The sequence below is a fragment of the Sphingobacterium thalpophilum genome (assembly GCF_901482695.1).
GTDB classification, from domain to species: Bacteria; Bacteroidota; Bacteroidia; order Sphingobacteriales; family Sphingobacteriaceae; genus Sphingobacterium; species Sphingobacterium thalpophilum.
In genome coordinates this window covers 222,468-247,282 of sequence record NZ_LR590484.1, presented here as the reverse complement: position 1 = coordinate 247,282, position 24,815 = coordinate 222,468, and the positions used below count along the sequence as shown (strand labels likewise).

The 24,815-nt window shown below is 41.0% G+C and carries 25 protein-coding genes; 14 read left to right on the top strand and 11 right to left on the bottom strand.

From position 1 onward, the window contains the following. Positions 1 to 52 precede the first annotated feature (52 nt). Positions 53 to 1,741, bottom strand: coding sequence for a dihydroxy-acid dehydratase (gene ilvD / locus FGL37_RS00975; protein WP_028070167.1), 1,689 nt, complete (start codon positions 1,739 to 1,741; stop codon positions 53 to 55). A gap of 8 nt (positions 1,742 to 1,749) precedes the next feature. Further along, the gene (locus FGL37_RS00970) at positions 1,750 to 2,319 is read right to left on the bottom strand and encodes a Crp/Fnr family transcriptional regulator (RefSeq protein WP_028070168.1); all 570 of its coding nucleotides are present in this window, start codon (positions 2,317 to 2,319) and stop codon (positions 1,750 to 1,752) included. Between the two features lie 356 nt (positions 2,320 to 2,675). Between FGL37_RS00970 and FGL37_RS00965 the strand changes: the two genes are divergently transcribed. The 4 genes from FGL37_RS00965 to FGL37_RS26075 all read left to right on the top strand — a co-directional run bounded on the left by FGL37_RS00965 (position 2,676) and on the right by FGL37_RS26075 (position 6,467). After that, positions 2,676 to 3,872 carry a GTP-binding protein gene (locus tag FGL37_RS00965; RefSeq protein ID WP_028070169.1) on the top strand — a complete coding sequence of 399 codons (1,197 nt, stop codon included), beginning with the start codon at positions 2,676 to 2,678 and terminating at the stop codon, positions 3,870 to 3,872. 368 nt (positions 3,873 to 4,240) lie between these two features. Next, a complete protein-coding gene (catB, locus tag FGL37_RS00960; RefSeq protein ID WP_028070170.1) occupies positions 4,241 to 4,876 on the top strand; it encodes a type B chloramphenicol O-acetyltransferase in 636 nt (211 codons plus the stop codon). A gap of 307 nt (positions 4,877 to 5,183) precedes the next feature. Next, positions 5,184 to 6,020: a maleylpyruvate isomerase family mycothiol-dependent enzyme gene (locus FGL37_RS00955; protein ID WP_028070171.1), complete on the top strand. Its 837-nt coding sequence runs from the start codon at positions 5,184 to 5,186 to the stop codon at positions 6,018 to 6,020. A gap of 246 nt (positions 6,021 to 6,266) precedes the next feature. Continuing rightward, positions 6,267 to 6,467, top strand: coding sequence for a DUF4386 family protein (locus FGL37_RS26075; RefSeq protein WP_370482422.1), 201 nt, complete (start codon positions 6,267 to 6,269; stop codon positions 6,465 to 6,467). Here FGL37_RS26075 and FGL37_RS00945 read toward each other — a convergent pair. The 8 genes from FGL37_RS00945 to FGL37_RS00910 all read right to left on the bottom strand — a co-directional run bounded on the left by FGL37_RS00945 (position 6,455) and on the right by FGL37_RS00910 (position 11,533). Next, entirely contained in the window at positions 6,455 to 6,919 is a 465-nt protein-coding gene (locus FGL37_RS00945; RefSeq protein ID WP_197734436.1) for a DUF8821 family protein, read from the bottom strand. The two genes, FGL37_RS26075 and FGL37_RS00945, sit on opposite strands and share 13 nt — an antisense overlap. Positions 6,920 to 6,926: 7 nt before the next feature. Continuing rightward, a complete protein-coding gene (locus FGL37_RS00940) occupies positions 6,927 to 7,322 on the bottom strand; it encodes a DoxX family protein (protein ID WP_028070173.1) in 396 nt (131 codons plus the stop codon). 330 nt (positions 7,323 to 7,652) lie between these two features. Next, a complete protein-coding gene (locus FGL37_RS00935; RefSeq protein WP_028070174.1) occupies positions 7,653 to 8,069 on the bottom strand; it encodes a hypothetical protein in 417 nt (138 codons plus the stop codon). Between the two features lie 162 nt (positions 8,070 to 8,231). Then, the gene (locus FGL37_RS00930; RefSeq protein ID WP_138096639.1) at positions 8,232 to 8,483 is read right to left on the bottom strand and encodes a thioredoxin family protein; all 252 of its coding nucleotides are present in this window, start codon (positions 8,481 to 8,483) and stop codon (positions 8,232 to 8,234) included. A gap of 15 nt (positions 8,484 to 8,498) precedes the next feature. Beyond that, complete coding sequence (locus FGL37_RS00925) at positions 8,499 to 9,566, bottom strand: TlpA family protein disulfide reductase (RefSeq protein WP_138096637.1); 1,068 nt, start codon at positions 9,564 to 9,566, stop codon at positions 8,499 to 8,501. Continuing rightward, positions 9,535 to 10,017 (bottom strand): carboxypeptidase regulatory-like domain-containing protein, encoded by a 483-nt coding sequence (locus FGL37_RS00920; RefSeq protein ID WP_028070177.1) that lies wholly within the window; start codon positions 10,015 to 10,017, stop codon positions 9,535 to 9,537. The genes FGL37_RS00925 and FGL37_RS00920 overlap by 32 nt, the downstream gene beginning before the upstream one ends. 12 nt (positions 10,018 to 10,029) lie before the next feature. Further along, entirely contained in the window at positions 10,030 to 10,815 is a 786-nt protein-coding gene (locus tag FGL37_RS00915) for a hypothetical protein (RefSeq protein ID WP_037533366.1), read from the bottom strand. Positions 10,816 to 10,873: 58 nt separating this feature from the next. Continuing rightward, complete coding sequence (locus FGL37_RS00910) at positions 10,874 to 11,533, bottom strand: hypothetical protein (RefSeq protein ID WP_028070179.1); 660 nt, start codon at positions 11,531 to 11,533, stop codon at positions 10,874 to 10,876. Between the two features lie 917 nt (positions 11,534 to 12,450). Between FGL37_RS00910 and FGL37_RS00905 the strand changes: the two genes are divergently transcribed. The 7 genes from FGL37_RS00905 (at position 12,451) to istB (ending at position 21,381) form a co-directional block, all read left to right on the top strand. Continuing rightward, positions 12,451 to 13,080, top strand: coding sequence for a histidine phosphatase family protein (locus FGL37_RS00905; protein WP_028070181.1), 630 nt, complete (start codon positions 12,451 to 12,453; stop codon positions 13,078 to 13,080). Between the two features lie 187 nt (positions 13,081 to 13,267). After that, positions 13,268 to 13,591 carry a hypothetical protein gene (locus FGL37_RS00900; protein WP_051606921.1) on the top strand — a complete coding sequence of 108 codons (324 nt, stop codon included), beginning with the start codon at positions 13,268 to 13,270 and terminating at the stop codon, positions 13,589 to 13,591. A 14-nt stretch (positions 13,592 to 13,605) separates the two neighbouring features. Beyond that, positions 13,606 to 14,046, top strand: coding sequence for a peroxiredoxin family protein (locus FGL37_RS00895; RefSeq protein WP_197734435.1), 441 nt, complete (start codon positions 13,606 to 13,608; stop codon positions 14,044 to 14,046). Positions 14,047 to 14,423: 377 nt separating this feature from the next. Next, complete coding sequence (locus FGL37_RS00890) at positions 14,424 to 17,363, top strand: M16 family metallopeptidase (RefSeq protein WP_028070182.1); 2,940 nt, start codon at positions 14,424 to 14,426, stop codon at positions 17,361 to 17,363. A 156-nt stretch (positions 17,364 to 17,519) separates the two neighbouring features. Further along, complete coding sequence (locus FGL37_RS00885; RefSeq protein WP_160169493.1) at positions 17,520 to 18,872, top strand: serine hydrolase; 1,353 nt, start codon at positions 17,520 to 17,522, stop codon at positions 18,870 to 18,872. 242 nt (positions 18,873 to 19,114) lie between these two features. Next, positions 19,115 to 20,647 (top strand): IS21 family transposase, encoded by a 1,533-nt coding sequence (istA, locus tag FGL37_RS00880; RefSeq protein WP_232048609.1) that lies wholly within the window; start codon positions 19,115 to 19,117, stop codon positions 20,645 to 20,647. A 17-nt stretch (positions 20,648 to 20,664) separates the two neighbouring features. Next, complete coding sequence (gene istB / locus FGL37_RS00875) at positions 20,665 to 21,381, top strand: IS21-like element helper ATPase IstB (protein WP_197734425.1); 717 nt, start codon at positions 20,665 to 20,667, stop codon at positions 21,379 to 21,381. A 327-nt stretch (positions 21,382 to 21,708) separates the two neighbouring features. Here istB and FGL37_RS00870 read toward each other — a convergent pair whose 3' ends face one another. After that, entirely contained in the window at positions 21,709 to 22,422 is a 714-nt protein-coding gene (locus FGL37_RS00870) for a hypothetical protein (RefSeq protein ID WP_138096633.1), read from the bottom strand. A gap of 273 nt (positions 22,423 to 22,695) precedes the next feature. On the opposite strand from FGL37_RS00870, the gene FGL37_RS25900 reads away from it, so the two are divergent. The 3 genes from FGL37_RS25900 (at position 22,696) to FGL37_RS00860 (ending at position 24,786) form a co-directional block, all read left to right on the top strand. Continuing rightward, on the top strand, positions 22,696 to 22,830 hold the full coding sequence (locus FGL37_RS25900) for a hypothetical protein (RefSeq protein WP_262709439.1): 135 nt from the start codon (positions 22,696 to 22,698) through the stop codon (positions 22,828 to 22,830). Between the two features lie 108 nt (positions 22,831 to 22,938). Next, on the top strand, positions 22,939 to 23,529 hold the full coding sequence (locus tag FGL37_RS00865) for an RNA polymerase sigma factor (protein WP_028071494.1): 591 nt from the start codon (positions 22,939 to 22,941) through the stop codon (positions 23,527 to 23,529). 54 nt (positions 23,530 to 23,583) lie between these two features. Beyond that, positions 23,584 to 24,786 (top strand): FecR family protein, encoded by a 1,203-nt coding sequence (locus FGL37_RS00860; protein WP_028071493.1) that lies wholly within the window; start codon positions 23,584 to 23,586, stop codon positions 24,784 to 24,786. The last annotated feature ends 29 nt before the right edge of the window (positions 24,787 to 24,815 follow it).

Sequence of the window (24,815 nt, the reverse complement as noted above, 5' to 3'; positions counted from 1 at the left end):
TTTTAAAATTACTTATTTATCATCAAATACATGACGAATTGCAGGAATTTTATCATTCATCACACTTTAATATGGCGCCACTACTTGCGTTGCCGACCAGCTGACGATATTGACTTAGCCATTTGGAATTCAGCTTCTTTCTGATCGGAGTGAATTTTTTTCTGCGCAACTGAATCTCTTCTTCACTGAGATCGGCTGAGAGAAGATGTTTATCTATATCGATATGGATTAAGTCTCCATTTTCTAATAAGCCGATCATTCCTCCTTCGGCCGCTTCAGGAGAAACATGACCTATTGATGCTCCACGTGTGGCGCCGCTAAATCGACCATCCGTTATCAGCGCGACTGAACTGCCAAGTCCCATTCCCATAAGCAGACTTGTTGGAGTCAGCATCTCTTGCATGCCGGGGCCACCTTTAGGGCCTTCGTAGCGAATCACTACAACATTCCCCGCTTTAATTTCCCCTGCCAAAATCCCAGTGACGGCTTCGTCCTGACCGTTATAACAGACTGCAGTTCCACTAAATTTTCTGTCTCCGGCTATTCCGGCAGATTTTACAACGGCTCCCTGCTCGGCCAGGTTGCCATAAAGAATAGCCAGCCCCCCGACGTGACTATATGGATTGTCAATAGTATGGATGACCTTCGTGTCTTTGATCTGCGCATGGGCGATCTTTTCGAACAAGGTCTGGCCCGTAATTGTTATATGATCAAGGAGCACATGGTTGTTCCGTTTTGTCATCTCCTTCATCACGGCATTTACTCCACCTGCCCGATGAATATCCTCCATATGCACCGTACTTAAGCTTGGTGATATTTTGGCAATGTGCGATACTTGTTGAGAAATGACGTTGATATCGCTGAGCTGGAAATCAACATTCGCTTCATGTGCTATGGCGAGCATATGAAGCACAGTATTGGTACTTCCCCCCATGGCCATATCTACGGCAAAAGCGTTCTGTATAGCTCTTTCGTTGATTATATTTTTCAGCTTGAATTGTTTCGATAGTTCGCTGTCTTTAGCGATCTCGCAGATTCTTCTTGCCGCCTGCCGGTATAGGTTCTCGCGCTCGGGTGTAAGCGCCAGTATGGTACCGTTTCCGGGGAGTGCAACACCCATTGCTTCCATTAATGTGTTCATAGAGTTTGCCGTAAACATACCTGAGCAGCTACCTCCGCTTGGGCATGCATTACACTCGATGTCTTTAAGCTGCTCCTCGTTGATAATACCAGCTTCATGTTTGCCGACCGCTTCAAAAGCCGTGGCCAAGTCTATTGCTGTGCCATCTTTGCTGTATCCTTTTCGCATCGGGCCACCACTGACGAAGATAGTAGGTACATCTACCCGAAGTGCCCCCATGATCATTCCTGGTACGATCTTATCACAGTTTGGAATAGCTATCATTGCATCCAACTTATGTGCATTCATGACACTTTCGATTGAATTGGCAATTAGTTCGCGGCTGGGCAGCGAATAGAGCATCCCATCATGCCCCATAGCAATCCCATCGTCTATACCGATGGTGTTGAATTCAAAGGGGACACAATCATTGGCCCTGATCTCTTCTTTAATAATCTCGGCTACCTTATTCAGAAAATAGTGGCCCGGGATAATTTCGATAAATGAATTCGCTACACCAATAAACGGCTTGCAAAAATCGCTGTCTGTCAGACCTGTTGCCCGTAGCAGTGCTCTGTGTGGGGTACGTTGATAACCTTTTTTTACTTCGTCACTTCTCATTGTATAATTTAAATATTAGATTTCAGCCTACTGAGTGTTTCAGGAGATATGGCCAGATAAGCAGCCAGGTTTGCATTGGACAGCCGCTGTGTCAGTTCGGGATTATTTTTAAGTAGATCTTGATATCGTTCTTTAGCGGTCTGGGTTAGTAAACTACTGAGCTTATTATTTATGACTGTGAGTCCGTACTCCAGGATGTAGATATAAAATTTGTCCCATCCCGGCATATGGGATCTTAGAAAGGTGAAGTCGTTGTGACTAATGCTAAGCACCTCACTATCTTCTACCGCCTGAATAAATTCTGTCGCCGGCTGTCTGGAGATAAAGCTGACGATAGACGTTAAGAAGGTCTGTTCAAAAGCCATAAAACGAGTTGCAGTAGATAACTCGTCATTACGAAAATAAAGACGAAGGCAGCCTTTGTTAACAAAGAAAAGACGGTCAGCAATAGCCCCCTCTTCGAGCAGATGCTTATTCTTCTTTATTGACTGTGGTTCGAAATAGGTCAGGATCTCCGCTAATTGATCTTCCGTTAACGATACTCTTTTCCGTATTAGCTGCAAAAGTAGTTCTTTCATCTCTTACTGTTCTGTAGTATCAAATATGCAGCAAATATTACGATAAAGTTGTTGACTTTAGTCAAAATCGTACTTCAATTAACTGAAGCTTCAGATCCCAATTTCCCTCTGGAAGGCACAGCGCTATGCGAGTTCCTATTTAAACAAAGACTTGAATTTATAAATGCAACTAAATTGCTTTTATAAATTATTCTACCTAATTTTGTTTTCAAGCAAAAAGACAGTGAGCATGATTCCTAAAAAACTTCGGAGGCTGGAAACACAGCAATGTGTCTCCGGACATGGAATAGAACGGGCTGGCTAAAGATTGTACTGAGTATAAAAGAGAAAAAAGTTAGAATTTAATTTTCAACAAAATGGAAAGAAAACTACCGGTCACCGTTTTAAGTGGCTTTTTGGGTGCGGGTAAAACAACCTTGCTGAATCATGTGCTGCACAACAAGGCAGGGAAGAAGGTTGCCGTAATTGTCAATGATATGAGTGAAGTGAATATCGATGCTCAGTCAGTTGAGCGTGAGAATGTTCTTTCCCGGACTGAGGAGAAACTTGTTGAAATGAGCAATGGATGCATATGTTGCACGTTAAGAGAAGATCTCATGGTGGAGGTTGAGCGTTTGGCCAGAGAAGATCGGTTTGATTATCTCTTAATTGAAAGTACGGGTATCTCGGAGCCCATTCCAGTAGCTCAAACGTTCAGTTATGCTGATCCTAATAATCATATCGACCTTTCCTCATTCAGCTATATCGATACGATGGTGACAGTAGTGGATTGTTTCAATTTTTCGAGAGATTTCGGTAGCGCAGATACTTTATTGGATAGGGAATTGGCTGATGATGAAGGTGATAATCGGACAATCGTAAATTTATTGACCGATCAAATCGAATTCGCGAATGTTATCGTCCTAAACAAGGCAGATCTTGTATCGGAGGAAACGATAGGTACTTTAGAGGCGGCTCTTCATAAGCTTAATCCTGGGGCCAAGCTTATTCGTGCCCAATTTGGGCAAGTCGATCCAAGAGAAATTATGGGAACTGGTATTTTTGATTTTGACGAAGCATCGGCATCTTCGGGGTGGATGAAGGAGCTGGAGGCAGATCATGTTCCCGAAACAGAGGAATATGGCATTTCGTCATTTGTCTTTCGCGCGCAGCGTCCATTTCATCCACAGCGCTTATACAGTTATTTGAATGATCATTATCCACACAATATCTTACGTGCGAAAGGTCTATTCTGGTTAGCGTCAAGACCCGATATCGCCATTAGTTTTAGTCAGGCTGGGGGAAGTGTCCGATTGGAGAATGCGGGTGTATGGTGGAGCAGTATGCCTGAAGAAATGCGTTATCAATACCCCATTTATGCTGAAATACGGTCTGATCTTTTAAACCGTTGGCATCCCGAATGGGAGGATCGTAAAAATGAATTAGTGTTTATCGGTCAGCATCTGGAAAAAGAAAAGTATCTTGCAGAGCTGGAATCTTGTTTGTTGACTGAAGAAGAGACTGAAGATTGGCGTTTCACCTGGTGGAAGGACCAATTTCCTAAAAATATCTGATGATCATATGTCGGCTTCTACAGAGAGAGGTTCGCTTATGCAGAAGCCGACCTGTTTTTTTTATTGTTCGTTGCACGATATGTATAGAAGCCATGCGCGCATATCATCGGTAACACCTGAGAAAAAGATCATCAGTGGTCATCATGGTATGATCAAATGGCTTCCCTTGCCGCAAAACCACTATTTTGGTTAGCGCCCAGACACGATGTCTCCCTAAATTTTAGGCAAACTGGTCCGATTGGAAATACAGAGGTGTTTGCTATATTTGTCTTATGAAAAAATCTGATTAGCATATGACATATACTTGTTTTGCGGCAATCGATGAATGCCGTTGATTTTTATTTGTCAAATTTTTAATATATGCTAAAATGATCAATTTTTTTGAAAGTCCTTTTAAAGGCAAAATTATTAAAGACCACATTACTAACCCCAATATAGTGGCGGGGAAATATTCTTATTATTCAGGTTATTATCATGGGCATTCATTTGATGATTGTGCTCGTTATTTATTTCCAGATAGAGATGACGTTGATCGATTGATTATAGGAGCATTTTGTTCAATTGGAAGTGGTGTTAGCTTTATTATGGCCGGAAACCAAGGGCACCGGCATGACTGGATATCAAGTTTTCCATTTTATTATATGCCGGAGGTTGAATTCTTCAGAGGAGCAATTGACGGATTTAAGAATGCAGGCGATACTGTCGTTGGGCATGATGTCTGGATAGGCAGCGAGGCAATGATCATGTCTGGCGTGAAAATAGGAGATGGAGCAGTCATCGGAAGCAGGGCGTTAGTTACCAAAGATGTTGCGCCTTACACTATTGTGGGCGGAAATCCCGCGGAACCAATTAAGAAACGATTCTGCGACCAGCACATTGAAATGCTCTTAGAAATCAAATGGTGGGATTGGGATGAAACTAAATTATCAGATGCTATCCCAATGATCTGTTCAGGCAATATCGAACTGTTATATGAGTTTCATCATAATTATATAAAGCGATAAGTTGCCCGAGACTGTCCCCCGGACAGTCTCGTTCTTTATTAACCGCCTGATTTATTATTCAGGACAGCGCCCTGAAATTTTGAGCCATCTATCTCACTACATTGGCGGTTATAGTTTTTACCCTAGCAGGTCAATCCGTCACGCACGATATCGTTAATACATTCTTTTTGGTGGAAAGGATATTTGGGGCGTTCTTGTTAAGAATAGCCCCTTGCGTTTAGGCTTCGGAACACTTAAAAAAACGGAAAGATTAGTTCGGTTCCTTTTTAGGTTTTTCAAGTTGCTTTTAAAATTAGTAATTTCAGGTATGAAAGATCAAATCCTGCTGTCTACGTCGAAATTACTTCCTATCCTGGATAGGAAATTGATTGAATTGTTGAGCTCCCTGACTCCGGATGAATGGAATGCCCAGACCGTCGCCAAACGCTGGAAGGTAAAAGATGTCGCTTCCCATCTTCTTGACGGCAATCTGAGAGGATTGTCTATTACACGGGATCATTATTTTGGAGAGCAAGCTGAGCACATTCATACATTTGGCGATCTCGTCTCGTTTCTTAACGACCTTAATATGATTTGGACCAATGCTACAAGGCGCTTAAGTCCAGCTGTGCTGACCCAATTGCTGGAAAGTACAGGAAAACAGTATTCCGCTTTTCTTCAGACACTCGATCCAGATGAGGATGCCCTGCTTTCTGTTGCCTGGGCAGGCCATCAGAAGTCACCCAACTCGTTTCATATTGCTCGAGAGTATACCGAAAAATTTCTGCATCAGCAGCAGATCCGGGATGCAGTTGGCAAACCTGGAATTATGACCAGGGAATTCTATTATCCGTTTATACATACGTTGATGTTTGCACTGCCTCATACGTTCAGGAATGTGGAGGCAAAAGCCGGGACCATTGTTTCATTAATTGTCAGCGGCACAGTAGGCGGACAATGGAATATTATCAAGTCCAAAGATGGCTGGGAATTGAACACTGAAAAAGGTGATTGTGCCGAAGCCATTGTAAAAATCGATCCCGATACAGCCTGGAAATTGTTTTCAAAAAGCTGGTCTCCAGATGATGCGATGGATAAAGTAGAAATAAAAGGAACTGAAAGTTTGGGCCATCAGGTTTTAAAAATGGTATCGGTAATGGCTTAAGATAATTATATGCCTCCTATTTATCGGCGATAAAATGATCTATAATACGATACAGCCAGATTTGGATCTTAGCGCTTATATAAGTCATTTTTGGACAGGTAGCTGGGATGCGGTAGCGGATCCGGCACAAGATAAGCATATCATAATTGAATCGCTTGCTTGAAATTACTTTTGCGTTTACTAACGGCGAAAGACAAGCTGTTCTGTTATTTACAACTGTGCAAGAGCAGACGCATAAAACTTTATGTGTTGACATGGCGATGTAGACTGGTCCCCCGTTGGCTATCTTGCTGGGGTATATGGGCAAATATCTTATCTATGGTTGCCAGCTGCCTCGTATTTTTTGAGGCTTTAGAAATTATTTCGACTGCTTATATCTTACTGAATAGTGCTACCGCTCTTCATGAAATTGTATTTGCTGTACAGCTTATACATCAAGGTACGTAATATTCCCCTTTGATGACAAAGAATGAGCCTCGAATAGTTCCCGCCAATTTAGATTTTTGCCGGGCAAACTTAAACTTTTCCAGTTCCTTCGGAATTTCCATTCCCTCAGACAGTTTAAAACCTACAGCTCTCTTTTTCGGATTGTCCAGCGGATATAAAACATTGATACCAAGACCGCTCTCGTAAAATACGAACACCCATTTTATGTTTTCAATTTGTAAGGAGGCTGTTTCTAAAGGTTTGGACGCTATCACTATGCCTCTTTCTTTCTCTAATATGTGATGAACCCAATTTACAGTTTCCGTGCTTTCATCTGCTGTCGTGACATGAAATTCGATGTTGTATTTATTCATAAAATACCTTGCTTCATTTGCTCGTAAACCAGCCAGAGCCTCAGCAACAGGAGACGACTCCAGACCTTTTACAGCCACGTTTTTAAAATCTACTTTCATATTAATACTATTTATTACTAAACATCATTTTTCTATCTGAAGGTCTGCAATACCACGAAGTCGCTATCAGAACAAGATACAATAAGCACGGCAACATAGACTTAAGCGCATCACCTGACGCGATGTGCGAATATAGCGCTCCGGTAACGGTGAAGAAGATGCCTGCATAAGCCCATTCTTTCAGGACTGCAAATCCCGGAATAAGCAGTGTAATTACACCCAGGACTTTCGAAACACCAAGAAATGTAAGGATGTAAGCGGGATAGCCTAAATGTAGTAAGTTTTCCTCAGTACCGGGGCCACCGGCCTGTATTCTAAATAGTTGAACAGCGGCCGTGGATATCATGCCCATGCATAGCCAAATAGTGGCTATCCAGTAAATAATTCTAATTCGTTTTTTCATACGCTATTACTTCTTGTTGTTTATGTGGTTTATATCAATTCCGTGCGCAATGCAATCGAACTAACTCATACGATTCAAGCTTATATTTAAGTCACGTTATTTAATTGAACACGTCATGTTTTATGTGAAGTCATTTGACTACAAATATAAGTGTAGTTATTTAACTACACAATATTTTTTTATCTTTTTTTCGGCTTTTGCTCGATAAGGGAGATTTGGAATATTGGGTGTAGAAAGGACAGATGGGGCAGTTAGGTTTAGGGCTAAATGTTGCGAAGGCTGCATAAGGCGGCAGGCGCAATGAAGAAAGCAGGATTTTAAATGAGTGTTCTACAAGCAGTTCCTGAGTATACTGCTCATGTAATTTCCTTTTTTTCTGGGAATTGAAGCGGTAGCAAATGTACGCGGCGATTTGTATACCTCCCCACTATACTCCGGGCTCGTAAGTGTTGGCATCATATAATAGACGTTTTCTTGATCCTCGGTATTCATGTACCATTTCCCACCGAGATGTTTTCTGAAAGTTTCTCCGATATAAATGGTTAACAAGTCGAGCATTTTATGGTCAGCCTTCAATTGATTGATAGTCGGATAGGTTGTGATAATCCATTTTTCAATTTCATCCAATGAGTGAATGCTGTAATCGAGATTTAGGTTGTTTTCTCTGGCAAAATCTCCGGTGAACAAGTCCATTTTTTCTCCGATTAGAAATATCCACTCCTTAAAATTATCTTGTGTATATGACATAACGCGTTTATTAGTAATTTCTGACACTTTTCAGAATGCTCATAAATATAATTAAAATATTTCCGCAAATTTTAGTAGTAACATTTGCCTATGGCATGTGTTATAAAGATCCAACTTTATTTTATTACTTGGACAACAACCTTTTTGATAGCCTGGGTATTTTTAGTCCTTAATCAGGTTTTTAAGTCTGTCTAGATTGATATTTCTGAAAAAATTGATGGACTGTGTATAGATGCCCCCTTTGGGGTCAATAACCGCATAAGTAGGATACCCAGCCCCGTTGAACAAGGTAAGTAATTCATCCATCTGTGTATTCTGTACAAAGAGATGTTCTCCAGGGAGTTCCAGTTCCGCTATCTTATTCTGCCAAAGAGCTTCGGAGGAATTGCCGTCTGTACATAGATAGACAAACACGACAGGCAACTTCTCCTAATCGGCCTGCAATTGCAGCTTTTTACTATGGGGCATATTCGATAGGCAGGGTGTACACCATGTTGCCCAAAGATCCATGATGATATATTTATCCGGAAAAGCACCTTTGATAGACTTCAAGAGCTCTACTCCCGATTTAGCTTCGTTCAGATATAGATTAGCTTCAAAGCTCGTACTTTTTAAATATTTCCCTATTTTGCTGTTACGCGTTTCATCTTGCTTGGCTACAAGAAGATTTTGCATTTTAAGGATTTTAGAAGTCAGCTCCCTATTCTCTTCGTTTAGATACAAAGTTGCCCATTTCGACTTAACCGATTTCTCCAGTACTTTATTGATCTCTAGCTGGCTTGGTAAATCTCTGCTTGACACCTGCATTTTGACAAGATCGGCATAGGTATTTGGTAGCAGGGAGTCGATTTTTGTAAATTTAACACTATCGCTCAGTTTGTCTTGCTTGGTATGTAGTTTTTTATTGTTGATATACCAATACAAGTAGCGCATGTATTCAGCCGATTCGTTTGTAATAGCATATATCGGAATCTGTAGTTCCTTTATATTCGTCAGTTCATCGTTTTTAAAAAGTAGATAACTGATTTTTTTGGAATTGTAATAGGCCTCTGTTTCACTTTCGATTATTTTCTTAGCGACCTGTCTGTTTTCCTTTAAGAAATTTGAGTTAACGGTTCTTTGTAGATTAAATAACGAATCTAATTTCACCATGTACCGATTGTCCTCCGGTTTTAGTTTTTGAAAGTCCTTATATAGTTCAGGCAGGTGTTTTTTATTGTACAAGATGTAGGCATTCAAAGTACGGTTTATTGCTCCGTCCTTTCCAGCGAATGCCATTCCTTCTCCAAGCATATAAACCCTTTCGTTTTTGAGTTTTTCAAGGTCGAAGGTAAGGTCCAGTTCCTCGTTAGCGTATAAACAGGAGTACACATACTCGCCTAATGAAAACCAGATTTGTTGATAGGGCAACTTGCTCGGCAATTGCAATTCAAAAGTCCCATCGTTTGCGATTTCAGTGGTTAATTTAGCCGTTGTCCCCAATACCCGAAGTATCAAAATTCTCGAATCTGGTGCTGTCTATACTCGGAAAATACCTTGTCGGAATTGTTGCCAACAGATCAGCTTCAGCGCTGGCTTCTTTTATGATAGATACGGCACCTGTGCTGTCATTTAAGATTTCGGCGTCTTTCAACCTCACTATTGTGGTATCGTCCTCAACGAAGTTGTACCCAATAGCTTCGCCTGACTGACGCCAGACACTTGGAATGGTGTCCGTACGATAACCTTGCTTCATAAAAATCAGCCGGCCCAGCCAGTCTGGACTTCTGTCCAGTTTAAAATATCCGCTCTTATCCGTTCTCACCTGTTTCCCTTTTCCGTTTTCTTCAATTACGGTTACGCCTTCGAGAGGCTGATCGTTTCCGTCCAGCACTCTGCCCTGATAGAAATTGTTTACCCCAGTCCGGCACGAAAAAAGCAGAAGCAGGAGATAAAAGATATTCTTCATGTATATGTGAAATTAGTTACTACTGTCGATTATTTTCACCTTGTAAAACTCATATTCGTTGCCCCGCTCGTTATATTTGGTCACCAGACCGAAGTAGAGGCTATGGTCATCGGTCCAAAACTCTTTTTCAACTACACACAGCCATTTATTCGTTTTCTTTTCGAAAATATCGTTGAGTTCAGCGATCTTTTTAAATTTACCGTTTTTCTTAACCTGAATGAAATGATAAAAGCATTCCTGACCCTCGTACACCTTATTCAGCCTGAATATTCCACTGGGGGAGGTAGTGGCTAGACCTGGATTACCGGTATCATAAGTCTCCTGTCCTGTCCCCAGGTCAAAGCTGACATCCGTTGAATGGCCGCCTTCAAGCAAGAGAATATCTTCCGTAGGAAAAAATGCGACAAAAGTGCACTCGGATAATAAGTCGTTATCATCGGAGGAAGTCCCGTTACGGAAATTAATTTTTTCGATATTTAGATAGTTACCCATTTCTTTGAAATCAACGACTCGGGTCAAAAGTTTCGGGACGATTTGAAAGTCAGTGATTTTCTCAGCAAGCTTGCTTGTTTTTTGCCGTCGCTTGGACGTGAAAAACTCCTCTGCACTTATTTTTTCAATTTCAAAATGGACAGAGATTGAATCCCTGGCAACCATCGCATGTTCTTCAGTTGATGTTGGTTCTTTTAATTTTTTTGATTGAACGACAGATTTGTTCTTTAATTTCTGTCCGCACGCAATTGTCCCCAGAGAGAGAAAAGTCAATGACGTTATTTTGATGTAAAGACTGATTTTCATTTTATCGCGATTAAAATATTGCTTTTGTCCACCCATGGCATATTCTGCCTGCCGATAGTTAACACGGCAACCACCAATGCATAAAGATTACCTTACCGTCCCTAAAAAACATTTTGACTTGCCCGTCAGAGCTGTCTTCGTAATCTTCTTTTAATGTAATGACCCATAGTTTCCCTTCTTTGTCCATGCCTATTCTCCCACTTACCGCTGCTGGGAACAGCTGTTGTATATCCTGCAGGGTCGTATAAGCATCTATCCGAATCCCTTTATAGATGATAAAATTGCCATCTCTGAACCAGAATTCGTCCACAGCCACACTGTCCCCGCTGTTCTCGAATCGTGAGCCACTTTTGTAAAGGTACTTGTCATGGGGTGTTTCTGTATTAAAGATGCTGATACAGGGGGCATCATCTTTCAACAGTCTTATACTATCGGGATTTCCGAATACAGTTTCAAACTCACCCATGGTAAAGAATCTTTTCAATTTACCGTTAAATCTGATATCTTCAGCAAGCATGACATCCTTTGCTTCATTTTCACTTCTGCGTGTAGCGACACCAGCACTTGGATGACGTGGCTTATTGTGCTCGTCTTGGATTGCAGTATCTGTTTTCAAGGGGTCCTTCCTGTTAGGGCCCTGGCAGGAAAACAGTACGATAACCATCAAAATCACTGTTGCTCGTACAAAAGTCATTTTATCCTTAATTTTGTTTTCCATATTTATATCAAAAGCTCTCGATATGTTCAAGAATATTCACTTTAATCCAATTTGCCCGTACGTTTGAAAACCTTTCTGTGAGCATCTCCCGGTTTCAGCTATTTCCTTTTTTGTCCCAGACAGCGCCCCATGTACGTAAATTCAATTTTCCTTTATGACTTCCATTTCAATTTCATCATTCTGCCCCTGTTGGGCCGGTACAACCAACAGATTCGCTTTTCACCTTTGCGCGTAAGATTATCGGAGGAGCCTCGCCACTGCCAATATCTTTGAAACAGGCATAGTCCTTGTCTTGCTCGAACCATATGATTACTGAATATTGCCCTCTGCTCAATTATGCCGGTCTGTCATTTATTATTGTACCTCAAATAAAGTAAAGATATACTAATCAGACTTACCCTTTTCATTTATTTAAAATTCGTCAAGTAATGATTCATATTCGCTGCCGGCGATAAAGCCTATTTTTTTTGCAGTTCATAACGGACAAGGACTCAGAGCTCACGTTTATAGCCATCATTATTGTTGTTGCTGGCAATTTCACCGCAGGGACTAATAAAATAAGTTTTGGAGAGGAACTTAAGAATAAAGCAGTTTCAAAGAAGTTTAGATCAAACTTTTCTTTTGATAAATCTATTCCATATACTTGCATAAATAATGTATTTATGCTCCGCATCGAGTGGCTAAGATCGTGATAATGGGTTCTTCCCTAAAGACTCTCTGGCTTTGACTCAATAGGTCTGCTGTACTTTAATATGAAGCTTAGGCTCTGTCTATGGTTTAATCAATATTAGGGCAGCAGATGGAGCTTATTTATACCAAGATACAAGCTAACGATTTTCATTAATTTATTATTGGTGTAATACTTACCCCGAATCACTGTCATTGGGAATACACCTATTTCTAATCTACCAAAGACGATGTTTAAAAAGAAAAATATCATCACTGTACAACATCCAGAATCTGTCCATCATACGAATGGAATGATCGGTTCCTGGACCGACTGGAAATTAACAGGAACAGGAACTCAGCAAGCCGAAAATATCGCGGCAAACTTAAAAACCGAGTTTGCGGATATCCACTTTTCTTTGTATTCGTCACCACTTAGCAGAACCAGAGAGACGGCTGAAATAATTGCGAAAAAATTAAATATAATCCCCCAATTCAGTTCGGCATTGAAAGAAAGGAATCTTGGAAAAGCTGTGGGGAAATCCGTAAAATGGCTGAAAGAAAATATTGAAATGGAAGAATTGACCGTATATGATAAGTGTTTTAGTGATGCTGAATCAAGATTTGATGTATGGCAAAGGATGTTATCATTCTATGAAATCTTGTTAAATAATGCCGAAGAGAATATTATTCTTGTCTCACATGGGGATAGTTTAAGTGTATTCAATGTGATGTGGCTGGGTCTGGATGTGGAAATGCTCAACACAATTGATTTGTACGGCGTCACCGGCGGTGTCTCCTTCATGTATCAGACAGTGCAGGGAAAAAGAATCATCAAGCAGATAGGGGATACATCATATAAAATTCGGAGAGCTGTATGAGTACACCACTTTCGGAAAACATCAAGCCTGTCTTGCTACCTATAACTTCCGTGAATTTGCAAAGCATACCACTGTCGCAAGCAATCCTATTTCTCGTGGACAACTGTAGGCTACTAATCGCAACAGTTCGTCGATTAAATTTGCCGCCACAGATTCCATAAAACATGCACAAATAACCGGATCTCCATTGAATACGGAAAATGAACGCGTAAATGCATTATTGAAACCCATATATGACCAGTACGAGGCTTTAAATAACGAATATAAATCCAAATCTCTAGCAGACCAACAGGACCCGAAATATATCAAGACATTGGAAGACCGAGCCAATGCGATACAGCAGCAGACCATTGATGCCAAATTGGATTATGTCGCCAAAAACCCAAAAAGCTATATGGCTTTGATGGCTTTTAATTCTACCTTACCACCGGAGTTTGATGCCATCAAGGCCGAAAAGATATTTGCCACACTGGATCCCAGTTTACAGAATTCTATCCTTGGAAAAGCTTGACAAAGCGTATCGCTTTGGTCAAAAAAACAAGCGAAGGGGTAGAGGCACAGGATTTTACACAGCCTGATGTTGACGGCAAACCGGTGAAGTTATCCGATTGTCGTGGTAAATATGTGCTTATAGATTTTTGGGCGTCTTGGTGCGCCCCATGCCGACGTGAAAATCCAAATTTGGTAAGATCCTATGCTAAATATCAAAAAAAAGGCTTTGAAATTCTGGGTGTTTCCATGGATAAAGCTGCGGACAAGTCGAAATGGTTAAAAGCCATTCAGGATGATGGACTTACCTGGAGGCAGGTCGGCGATCTTAAGGGATGGGAAAATGAAGCCGGAGCAATGTACGATGTTAAGGCTATTCCAATGAATTTCTTGGTAGATCCGAATGGTAAAATCATTGCTAAATATTTACGTGGAGAAGAGTTAGATAAAAAACTAGCCGAAATTTTTGATAAGTAGTTTTCACCAGCACCTAAACTTATCCGGTGCTGGTAAATGTTTAGTTAGTGGAGACGGCTGTTCCTTTGGCAGCCGTTACTCTTTTTGGAATCCGGTACCAGATATGGTATCTGCGCATACCTCTTCTTCAATTTTGGAAGGCACAGTCGCTCAATGATAGTTTGGTTTAAGCCTTGATTTTCAAACAGAAAAAACTGCAGGCGGACATAGAAAAACTGATGGTTTTTATATTTTTTTCTTGTTTTATGTTGTTTTTCAGTTCTTTTTCTTGGATTATCTAACTGTTGTTGTGTTTACTCTGGTTAATTGCGATTATTGCTGTAAATAATCTTGTTTAAAAAATTACCCTGATTCGTGAAAAATAATTATTCCCAATTATGAATAGAAAATTCAAAACAATAGCTTTCATTTCCTTATTGTTCATCACCACTGGTCTTCAGGCGCAGGTCGGCAAATATCAGTGGAAAGAAAGCTCTGAAGGCGGATATACCTATAAATATGTAACTAACGATCCTGTGCAGACACGTTTTTACAAACTGAAAAATGGTCTCACCGTTATTCTTAGTCCAAATAACAAACAGCCCCGTATACAAGCATACATTGCAACCAAGGCTGGCAGTAAAACGGATCCTAAAGATCATACTGGACTGGCGCATTACCTTGAACATATGCTCTTTAAGGGTACGGACAAGTTCGGCAGCCTTGATTGGTCCAAAGAAAAACCTTTGCTGGATCAAATCGATGATCTTTATGAGAAATATAATCATACGAGTGATGCTAATGAACGCACGGCTATTTATAAAGAAATTGACCGCGTGTCCGGCGAGGCGTCAAAATATGCTATCCCCAATGAGTACGACAAATTGATGAGCAGCATGGGGTCTAAGGGGACCAATGCTTTTACATCTTTTGAACAGACCGTCTATGTGGAAGATATTCCCAACAATGTCGTTGACAAATATCTAGCTGTTCAGGCCGAGCGTTTCAGAAGCCCCGTTCTGCGTTTGTTCCATACCGAACTGGAATCCGTATATGAAGAGAAGAACATCAGTTTGGATAACGATAATAGAAAGTCCATAGAGACTATTTTTGCAGCTATGTTTCCCAACAACAATTATGGCAGGCAAACCGTATTGGGGTCTGTTGAGCATCTCAAAAATCCTTCGCTAAAGGCTATCCGTGATTATTATAATACCTATTATGTTCCCAACAATATGGGCATTATTATGTCTGGAGATTTCAATCCTACGGATATCATCCAACGTATTGACAAGGCGTTTTCCGCTATGAGATCTAAGCCTGTTCCGGCTTATGCATTTGAAAAAGAGCAACCGATTACCAGTCCCATTACAAAAACCGTCACCGGTCCTGCATCAGAGTATATTTTGATGGGATTTCGGTTTCCCGGAGCGGCCGATCCGGATGCGCAGCTGCTGAATCTTATGGCCAATGTGCTGACCAACGGATCTGCCGGATTGATTGACCTGGATCTTGTCAAGTCCCAGAAATTACTGGGTGCTGGCGCGTTTCCTTACGTTTTAAAGGATTATTCCATGTTAATCTTACAGGGCAATCCGGGAGCGGGACAGAGCCTGGAGGATGTTAAGCAGCTCTTGTTGGATGAACTTGACAAATTGAGAAAGGGAAAGTTTTCAGAAGACTTGCTTACTTCTATCGTAAACAATGAAAGGAAGGCACAGATCAAGCTTTTTGACAATTATACAAGTACGGCTGAGCAACTCATGTCTGGCTTCACCTCGGAGCTTGACTGGGCAAAAGAACTGGCTTATACGGATCGTTTAGCGAAGATAACGAAGGAAGATATTGTACGTTTTGCCAATAAGTATTTATCTGAAGTGAACTATGTCGCTGTTTATAAACAAAAGGGGCAGGATACCACGGTCGATAAAGTGGTCAAACCAGCCATTACGCCCATTACGGTCAACCGCAATGTAGAGTCTGCCTTTTTGAAACAGATCAATGCCATGTCCGAACAAGATATTCAGCCGCTGTGGATTGATTTTGAGAAAGATATGACAACTGCTAAGTTGAAAGATTTGGATGTTTTGGCCGTACAGAACAAAAACAATGAGCTTTTTAGCCTCACATACCATTTTGACTTTGGGCGGTGGGATAATAAATTATTAGGATTGGCAGTAGGATATTTAGAGTTTTTGGGCACGAGAGATAAGACCAGCGAAGACTTTAGCAAGGCATTTTACAAATTGGCATCCGATTTTTCGGTATCTACAGGAAATGAAGAAAGCAGTGTTTCTATTTCCGGTCTAAATAGTAATTTCACTGCATCAATCGACCTATTGCAGGATCTGATGCATAATTGTGTGGCGGATGAAGCGGCTTTCAAAGCATATATTGAGCGCGTCAAGAAATCGAGGGCCAATGCCAAGGAAAATAAGGCGACCATTATGGAAGGGTTAAAAGCCTTTGCGCGTTATGGAGCTAAAAATCCGTTTAATTACACCTATTCAGACGGGGAACTGGATAGCTTAAAAGCGTCAGATCTTGTTGATGTGTTACACAATCTGGCGAATGCCAGACATCGTATACTATATTACGGTCCACAAGCAGTCGGTGATCTTGTCAAAAACCTGAAATCTTTAAAACAGAGTGACCTGCCTTATTTTAACATAGAGAAGGGCGTGAAATTTGAAGAAAAGCCCACAACTGAGAATAAGGTCCTGTTCGCACAGTATACTATGAAGCAGGCTGAAGTGTTCTGGATTCGGAACTCCGGCTTATTTGACAAAAACCAGATACCTACTGTTGCATTTTTTAACGGTTATTTTGGGGGAGGAATGGGCAGTATTGTTTTCCAGACACTCCGCGAATCGAAAGCACTAGCCTATACGACATATGCGTATTACGGACAACCTCAACGGAAAGAAAATCATGGTATGGTAGGCGCATATATTGGGACACAATCTGATAAGTTTAAGGATGCTGTAGGTGGAATGAATGAGCTTTTGAACAAACTCCCTGAATCTAGAGTAGGCTTGGAATCAATCCGGACCAATTTATTGAAATCACTGGCAAGTGAGCGGATTACAGGTGCAGGTATACTCTCAAGCTATCTGGCTGCACAGCGTCGGGGACTAAATGAAGACTCCAGAAAACTGATTTTTGATAAATTGCCTCAACTAACGTTTTCGGACCTTAGTGCCTTCCATGCAGACAATATCAGTAGTAAACCCTATATCTATTGTATTGTAGGAGATGAGAAAGACTTAAATAAAGATACGCTCTCACACTTGGGAAGTATCCAAAAATTAAGTCTTGAAGAGATATTTGGATACTAATCCAATGAAAGTTGTTTCAGTGTTTATAGTTTATTGGGGCCGCATCATATACAGCGGCCCTTTTTTATTATTGCGCCATAAACATTTGGTCACAGCATTGCTTGCAGTATGATTTATCGTTTTGAAACCTTAAATTTAGAAAATACAAACCGACAGATGAAAAATATAGGAAATTATAGCTTTTTTGTCCTTTTGCTTCAATTTTCCTTCCTGCTTGCAGAGGCTCAGGGTAATCGTTCGGTTTACGATCGTGCGATGAAAGAGATTCAGCAGCTATTTAATGAAAGGCAACCCGATCGTATTTATGAACAGGCATCCAATAGTTATAAAACTAGAATGCCAAAGGAAAAGTTCACGCTTGGGATGAAGAAATTTGTAGCGAAGACAGGGCAGATGCAGAGTTTTTCTTTTGTTGATACAGCGGCGAATGGATATAACTATGCGATTAAGTTTGAAAATTCCGACCAGTTATTTTCGATTCTGCTTGATGAAGAAAAGAAGATCATCAGGATGAATTTTAAAGAAATCCCTTTTGTGGCCAAAGAAAAGGATTACAAGGTCGCGAGTAGCAATCCAATGAAAGATTCTTTAGATTTATGGGTAGAGAAATTCGTTAGGCCCTATATCCAAAAGGAAAACGCTGCTGGTATCATACTAGCTATAATTGAAGGTAACAAAGAAAGGAAATATAGTTATGGAACCACTGACAAAACGATTCAGGCTCTACCAGCATCTTCTGAAAGCATCTTTGAAATTGGGTCAGTTACAAAAGTATTTACCTCTCTATTATTAGCCAAGGAAGTCGTTGAAGGAAAGATGACATTGAATGATCCTGTCAATCAGTATTTACCCGATTCTATTCCTCCATTAAGCTACCAAAATAAGACAATATCGCTGATGCAGTTGTCTAATCATACCTCTGGATTACCCCGGCTTCCTGAAAACATTTTTTCTGGCAATGTGATCATTGAGGATCCGTATCGTCATTACACGTCAGATTCCCTTTTCCATTACCTGAAAAATTACAAAGTTGTTGCCCAACCCGGAAGCCGGTTTTCTTATTCAAACTTGGGGGCGGGATTACTAGGCGTGATTTTAGAACGTCAAAATAGTAAAACGTTTGCACAGCTGCTAAATGAAAATATTTTTTTGGCACTAGGGATGAACAAAACATCATTGAAGGATGTAGGCGTTATTCAAGGGTATGATGAAAGAGGTAAGGCTTCTTCCAATTGGCATTTAGGCCCGTTGTCGGGTTCCGGTGCAATTCGGTCAACGCTCGATGATATGATAATTTTTATGAAAGCGCAGTTAGGCTCAAAGAATAACTTGGCGAATGCGATCGAATTGAGCCATAAAGAAACTTTCAGCGCTGCCGAACAAACAATGGGGCTTGGCTGGCGAATTGAAAAACTCGAAAATCAGCAAATATTTTATCATTCTGGAGGCACTGGAGGATTTAGATCTTTCGTTGCATTTAATGATACACACCTGCATATTCCGGAGTAAATTGACCCCATGATTCCGGCACTTTGCACTGGAGTATATGCGCGATTCCATTGAGTTATCGCATGCCATTCCGGCAGATGTTGACCCCCTAATAAGATTTAGATGGATTTATTCCGGATCATACTGACCCCTCAAAAATAATGTTGGTGGTAATTCCGGAGCATCTTGACCCCCTTGGTTATTTTGATTTATTTGGGATAAGATTTTTAAGAGTTATTCCAATGGCCGGTAAATCAAGACCCATGAGTCAGATAAAACAATTGATAAGATTGAAACAGCAGGGCTATGCCATAAAAGCGATAGCACGTTGTTTATCACTGAGTAAGAACACCGTAAAGACCTATCTTTTCAAGATCGGTCAGGCAAAGCTCAACATGAACGAGCTGCTGGAACTGGAGGATCCGATTCTCGACGGGCTTCTGAATGCCGGTAATCCAGCCTATCGTGATGCCCGGTTTGAGGATTTCAAAGAGCGGCTTTCCTATTTTCAGCAAGAACTCGGCCGTCCCGGTGTTACCCGTAAACTTCTTTGGGAAGAATATAAGCAAAGCGTGTCGGACGGCTATGAACTTTCACAGTTCTGTTTCCACCTGGGGCAATATCTCAAAGTACAGAAGCGCAGCTCGATGGTCATGGAACATACGCCAGCAGATAAACTTTATATCGACTTTTCCGGCAAGAAGCTTCATTTTATCGATGGCAATACCGGTGAGATCATAAATTGTGAGATATTTGTGGCCTGTCTTCCTTTTTCCAATTATTGTTATGCCACAGCTGTGCCGAGCCAGAAGACACCCGACTTTTTGGACGCGCTGGATAAATGTATACAGTTTCTTGGCGGGGTGCCAAGATGTATCGTTCCGGACAATCTTAAGTCTGCGGTTATAAAAAGTGACAGGTACGAACCGGAAATCAACCGCTGTATGGAAGATCTGGCCAATCATTACGGTACTGTTATCGTTCCTGCACGCGCTGGAAAGCCCAGGGACAAGAGTGCCGTAGAAAACCATGTAAAGATCATTTATACGCAGGTATTTGCCAAACTTCGAAACAGGAGCTTTTTCTCATTATCAGCCCTCAACAGCGCCGTTGAAGACTGTGTATTGAAGCTGAACCAGACGCGTATGCAGAACAGGAGTTATTGTCGGCAGGAACGGTTCCTCAGCTGTGAAAAACATCTTCTGTTACCATTACCCGAGCATCGCTTTGCACTAAAATATTATGCGGAGCTTAAGATCGGTGAAAACGGGCACGTCTATCTTGGCAGGGACAGACACTTCTATAGTGCACCCAGTTGCTATATCGGAAAGAAAGCACAGGTTATCTACACCAAAAATCTCGTGCACATCTTTGTTGGAGGAAAACAGGTCGCCCTGCATCAGAGGAGCCCAAAACAGAATGCTTATACCACCCTGGAGGAACATTTGGATGCCAAGTACCGTGAGTTCAGAAAAAAGAACCCTGCCCATTACCTGACAAGAGCAAATGCCATATCCCCGGTATTCAGTGAACTGGTACAGATGATCTTTGACCAGAAACGCCATCCTGAACAGCTTTACAGGACATGTGATGGGCTGTTCAGGCTTCAAAGGACCTACAGCGACCTGTTTATAAAGGCCTGTCGGGTGGCTATTACTCATCGCCAGCTACGGTATAAGTTTGTTGAAGGTCTTTTAATAACCGGTATGGTAAACTTTCCGGAGCACGGCGGGGCACCGACCGAAAAAAAACTTCCCCTGCACGAAAATATCAGGAACCGGGAGTATTATTCATAACATAAAAATCAATTACAGTGAACATCGAACACAACATGAGAAGTCTCCGCCTATTGGGTATGGAGCGTAGCTGGAAAGCATTGGTAGAAACGCGTCGTATGACAGAACTTAACTTTGAGGATGGATTGCAGCTTCTCCTGCAGTCAGAGCTGGACAGCAGGGACGAAAAACGGTTTGACAGACTAAAAAAGAATGCTGCCTTTCGTTATCAGGCATCGATTGAGGAGCTCAATATGGATCCCAAACGCGGTATGGACAAAGCCCAGATTGCAGACCTGATTACTGGCGGGTATATTGAAAGAGGTGAGCCGCTACTGATATCGGGCGCGACGGGGTGCGGAAAAAGCTTTCTGGCCTCAGCCCTTGGGTTAAAAGCGTGCTCACAGGGAAAAAAGGTCTTATACTTCAATCTACAGAAGCTGCTCCAGCGAACCAAGATTGCCAGACTGGAAGGATCAATGCACAAACTTCTAGACAGGATTGCAAAATCTGACCTGCTGATCCTGGATGACTTTGGTCTTGTAAATCTGGATCAGCAGCAAAGACTGGACCTGATGGAAATTATTGAAGATAGGCATGCCAGGTCATCCACCATTATAGCCAGTCAGCTTCCGGTCGCAAGCTGGTATGATGTGATTGGGGAAGATACAATTGCGGACGCTGTATTGGACCGGATTGTACATACTTCTCACCGAATTGAACTTAAGGGTGAAAGTCTAAGAAAAAAAAGGTAATATTGTCAGGCTATTGGTAAAAATCCCCCAGATAACCAAAATCAGAGGGGTCAGTATCGCCGGAAAGGGGTCAACATCACCGGAATATGCAACAACAAAAAGCGATTGTTATTTTATCCAATACAGCTGTTGACGTGACGAATATAGGCTTTTCTATTTTAGAACAGGCGTTAAATGATTAGCACCAAAATTGAAGTTAAAAGTATTACCTACTTTCTTCACATTGATATCAATCCCTGAAGATTATGTATCTAGAGTGCACTGAGATTTGTTGCCACTACCAAGAAGTGTAAATTGCGTCTTACATTTGACAAGCGAGTTTTTGGGTTAATTTAAGTTAAGTCCGAAAGCGAGTCCGTACCAGAATTTATTCTGATAAATCCAGATCCGCCGGTTGCTGCCTAATAGATGATCGAACCCCAAAGCCATTCCGACCGTAAAATTATTGACAGCAAAAATTCCTGCCAGTCCCTTGCTCCAAACAACACCATCATACTCCTGTTCTATCAAATTATTGGTGTTGGTGGGCGATATCGATGTATTTCCAAAACCTGTGAAAGCGCCTACTGAAAATCCAAAATGATTCATGTTGCGCTCTGATCTGCCCAAGGGATTTGTACTGTAGTCGATGATGTATCTGTCCCGTCTATATCCAAAATATCCTGCACCGTTCAAATTAGTGTTTAACTGTAAGGGAACTCCCCCCTGTGAAGGACGGAATTTTAGAGGTATCGTCAAAAAATCAATATCGAAAGAAGCTTTACTGAATGGAATAGCTTCTTCGGTATTTGTTTTCAATTTACTTTTTTGAAATTCATAGAAATTTGCCGTATCAATCACAGATATGCCATTTTCCTTTAGTTCGGATGGATGTATCCGTATAATTTCATCAGCTACATCAATATAGACGCGTTGCTTTATGCCGTCTATATTTTGTGTATAAAAGCCATCGTTAAACGCCTTTTTGCTGTTTTTTTGGAATACACTGCAACCCGAAACAGTGACGCTCATGGAAAGTGTAAATAGTGCGAGTCTCTTCATAAAAATTTCACCCATCATCATAGGAAAGACACTTCTTAGGTTGAGTTTGCCCATCATAGAATGTCTCTCCGTCTAAACCCTTAAATAGACAATTTTAGTCTGCTTCGAAATTAATCATATTTTTAATTGATTAAGCTAAAATGCTGCTTATTTTTTTACCGAAATATCCAGCAGCAGTACATGACATGTCCGTCTACTTTACGTCTTCATTTTAAATGTTTTTACTAGGAGGAAGCATACCGCCCTATCAATAGGCATAATCACAAGAGAAGCATGAGCAATACTTCTGATAAAAAGATCGCCACCAAAGACGTCAGTACTGCTAAGTATCGTTTGATGCATAAACTGGTAGATGCCGCTGATGGCACTGTAGCTTCACCGATGCTGTGCTATAACTACTGGTTTTGACGCCGGTCGAAATCCGAACTTGCCTAGATTTCATTTTGAAATAATCTTGCATTTATATAGATTTAACATAAGTTTTGTTGCTTAGACCAAGTGTAACCTAGGGAAAATATGACCATGGATTTAAATGCAGTTCCGTTGAGCCTTGATGAGTTTAATCGCTTTAAATCGGGAGATGAGAAGGTTTTTAAAAAAATTTTCGATTTTTATAGACCTTTGCTGTACCGCAAAGTACGTCGTGTATGTGCTTCAGACTTAGATGTGGAGGAGATTATGCAAGAAATTTTTGTACAGCTTTTTTTGAAACGCGATTCAATTCCCTCGGCAGAAGCTATCTTTCCTTTCTTATTTTTAGTTGCGAAACGAATGGCCATTACGTTCTTTCGAAAGGAACTGTCAAGACAGAAATATCAACTATCGCATTTGACAGCTTGGGATGAGCTGAGCGATGAATTGGAACGAAAGCTCGCACATAGAGATTTGGATAGGATACTACAAGAGATTGTATCTCGATTACCACCGCAACAACAGCTTGTTTTTAATAAAAGTAAAATAGAGGAGATGAGCTATGCCGAGATCTCCGAAGAAATAGGTATTTCCAAAAATACCGTCCGCAATCACCTTGTAGCGGCATGCCAGTTTGTGCGTTTGAAACTTGATAGCTTACTTTTCATCTTTTTTCTAATTAAAAACATCTTTTGACTAGTCCATCCTTTCGAGTTGTACGAATAATACTATAGAGAACAACAAAAAAGGATGTCCAAAGTAGAAGCATATAAAATTATTATCAGTCAGTTTTTGGCTAAAACATTAGATGAGCGCGCAAAAGAAAATTTTGCCAATTATCTAAATGACCCAGATTTTTTGGAAGCATGGCAACAGCTGATGGAGGAAGGAGAAGTAAGGCCTTCTTCAAATGATGGTATAGCACATGAAGCACTTTTTAGAACAATCATTCAAGATGAAAGAATAAAAGAGCAAGTTATTTCTACTTCGCATAAAAAGAGATCATCAGTTCATCTGTTAAAATATGCCCGCATAGCCGCGATTTTGTTGCTGGTGGGGGTATCTGCCTCGATATTCCTTTATGTACAAAAAAATAGACCGGATAACCCTGCGATAGCCGACAATTCGCCAACTGTAATCGTTCCAGGATCTCAGAAAGCCGAAATAATTTTGGAAAGTGGTGAGCGGATAGACCTCGAAAAACTAAGATTAGATACGGTTATAGATAATGGTGCGTTCGAAATTATCAAATCAGGCAAAGGTTTGATATCCTATCGCTTAAAGGGCTCAGAAGCACTTCATCAGCAGACAGCGTACAACACAATCGTTACACCACGAGGCGGTGAATATAAACTGGTTATGGCGGACGGTACAAAAATTTGGCTGAATGCTGCTACTACACTTCGTTATCCGATCAATTTTATCAGCGAAGAAAGAAAAGTTCAACTGCAGGGCGAAGCTTATTTCGAAGTCGCTAAACAAGTCCATCGTGGACGACGAGTCCCCTTTATTGTCAATTCTGGACACCAGCAACTGGAAGTTTTGGGGACATCCTTTAACCTTCAAAATTATGGAAAATCGATCGTCACAACTTTGGTGGAAGGCAAAGTGAAATTAAATGTTCAGCAGGACAACCTATACCTGAGTCCTGCTGAACAGGCAGTATTTCATTTGACTGACAAAAAGTTTTCAAAGGCCGCGGTGGACCCGCGCTATTTCACCGCTTGGAAAGAGGGGAAGTTTGCTTTTTACGATACCTCCATTGACGAAGTCATGGAAATTATCAGTAGATGGTATGACGTGGAAGTTCACTTTGATCATCATCCCGATAACTTTGCGTTTTCAGGTACGGTGTCAAGATATGATGATATTAACAAACTGCTCCGCACGATCGAACTAGTCGGAGAGATTCACTTTGAATTGAAAGGGAGGAAAATTTATGTAAAAAGATAACCAGGTAAGAAGATTTCAGGAGCGTTGCG

Bases quoted from the DNA above. Each gene is read 5' to 3' on its own strand.
- FGL37_RS00940 (WP_028070173.1), bottom strand. From the start codon at position 7,322: ATGAAAAAACGAATTAGAATTATTTACTGGATAGCCACTATTTGGCTA.
- FGL37_RS00890 (WP_028070182.1), top strand. From the start codon at position 14,424: ATGAATAGAAAATTCAAAACAATAGCTTTCATTTCCTTATTGTTCATC.
- FGL37_RS00970 (WP_028070168.1), bottom strand. From the start codon at position 2,319: ATGAAAGAACTACTTTTGCAGCTAATACGGAAAAGAGTATCGTTAACG.
- FGL37_RS25900 (WP_262709439.1), top strand. From the start codon at position 22,696: ATGAGCAATACTTCTGATAAAAAGATCGCCACCAAAGACGTCAGTACT.
- FGL37_RS00910 (WP_028070179.1), bottom strand. From the start codon at position 11,533: ATGGAAAACAAAATTAAGGATAAAATGACTTTTGTACGAGCAACAGTG.
- FGL37_RS00920 (WP_028070177.1), bottom strand. From the start codon at position 10,017: ATGAAGAATATCTTTTATCTCCTGCTTCTGCTTTTTTCGTGCCGGACT.
- FGL37_RS00935 (WP_028070174.1), bottom strand. From the start codon at position 8,069: ATGTCATATACACAAGATAATTTTAAGGAGTGGATATTTCTAATCGGA.
- FGL37_RS00955 (WP_028070171.1), top strand. From the start codon at position 5,184: ATGAAAGATCAAATCCTGCTGTCTACGTCGAAATTACTTCCTATCCTG.
- FGL37_RS00905 (WP_028070181.1), top strand. From the start codon at position 12,451: ATGTTTAAAAAGAAAAATATCATCACTGTACAACATCCAGAATCTGTC.
- FGL37_RS00865 (WP_028071494.1), top strand. From the start codon at position 22,939: ATGACCATGGATTTAAATGCAGTTCCGTTGAGCCTTGATGAGTTTAAT.
- catB (WP_028070170.1), top strand. From the start codon at position 4,241: ATGATCAATTTTTTTGAAAGTCCTTTTAAAGGCAAAATTATTAAAGAC.
- FGL37_RS00945 (WP_197734436.1), bottom strand. From the start codon at position 6,919: ATGAAAGTAGATTTTAAAAACGTGGCTGTAAAAGGTCTGGAGTCGTCT.
- FGL37_RS00870 (WP_138096633.1), bottom strand. From the start codon at position 22,422: ATGAAGAGACTCGCACTATTTACACTTTCCATGAGCGTCACTGTTTCG.
- FGL37_RS00860 (WP_028071493.1), top strand. From the start codon at position 23,584: ATGTCCAAAGTAGAAGCATATAAAATTATTATCAGTCAGTTTTTGGCT.
- FGL37_RS00965 (WP_028070169.1), top strand. From the start codon at position 2,676: ATGGAAAGAAAACTACCGGTCACCGTTTTAAGTGGCTTTTTGGGTGCG.
- FGL37_RS00915 (WP_037533366.1), bottom strand. From the start codon at position 10,815: ATGAAAATCAGTCTTTACATCAAAATAACGTCATTGACTTTTCTCTCT.
- FGL37_RS00885 (WP_160169493.1), top strand. From the start codon at position 17,520: ATGAAAAATATAGGAAATTATAGCTTTTTTGTCCTTTTGCTTCAATTT.
- istA (WP_232048609.1), top strand. From the start codon at position 19,115: ATGAGTCAGATAAAACAATTGATAAGATTGAAACAGCAGGGCTATGCC.
- ilvD (WP_028070167.1), bottom strand. From the start codon at position 1,741: ATGAGAAGTGACGAAGTAAAAAAAGGTTATCAACGTACCCCACACAGA.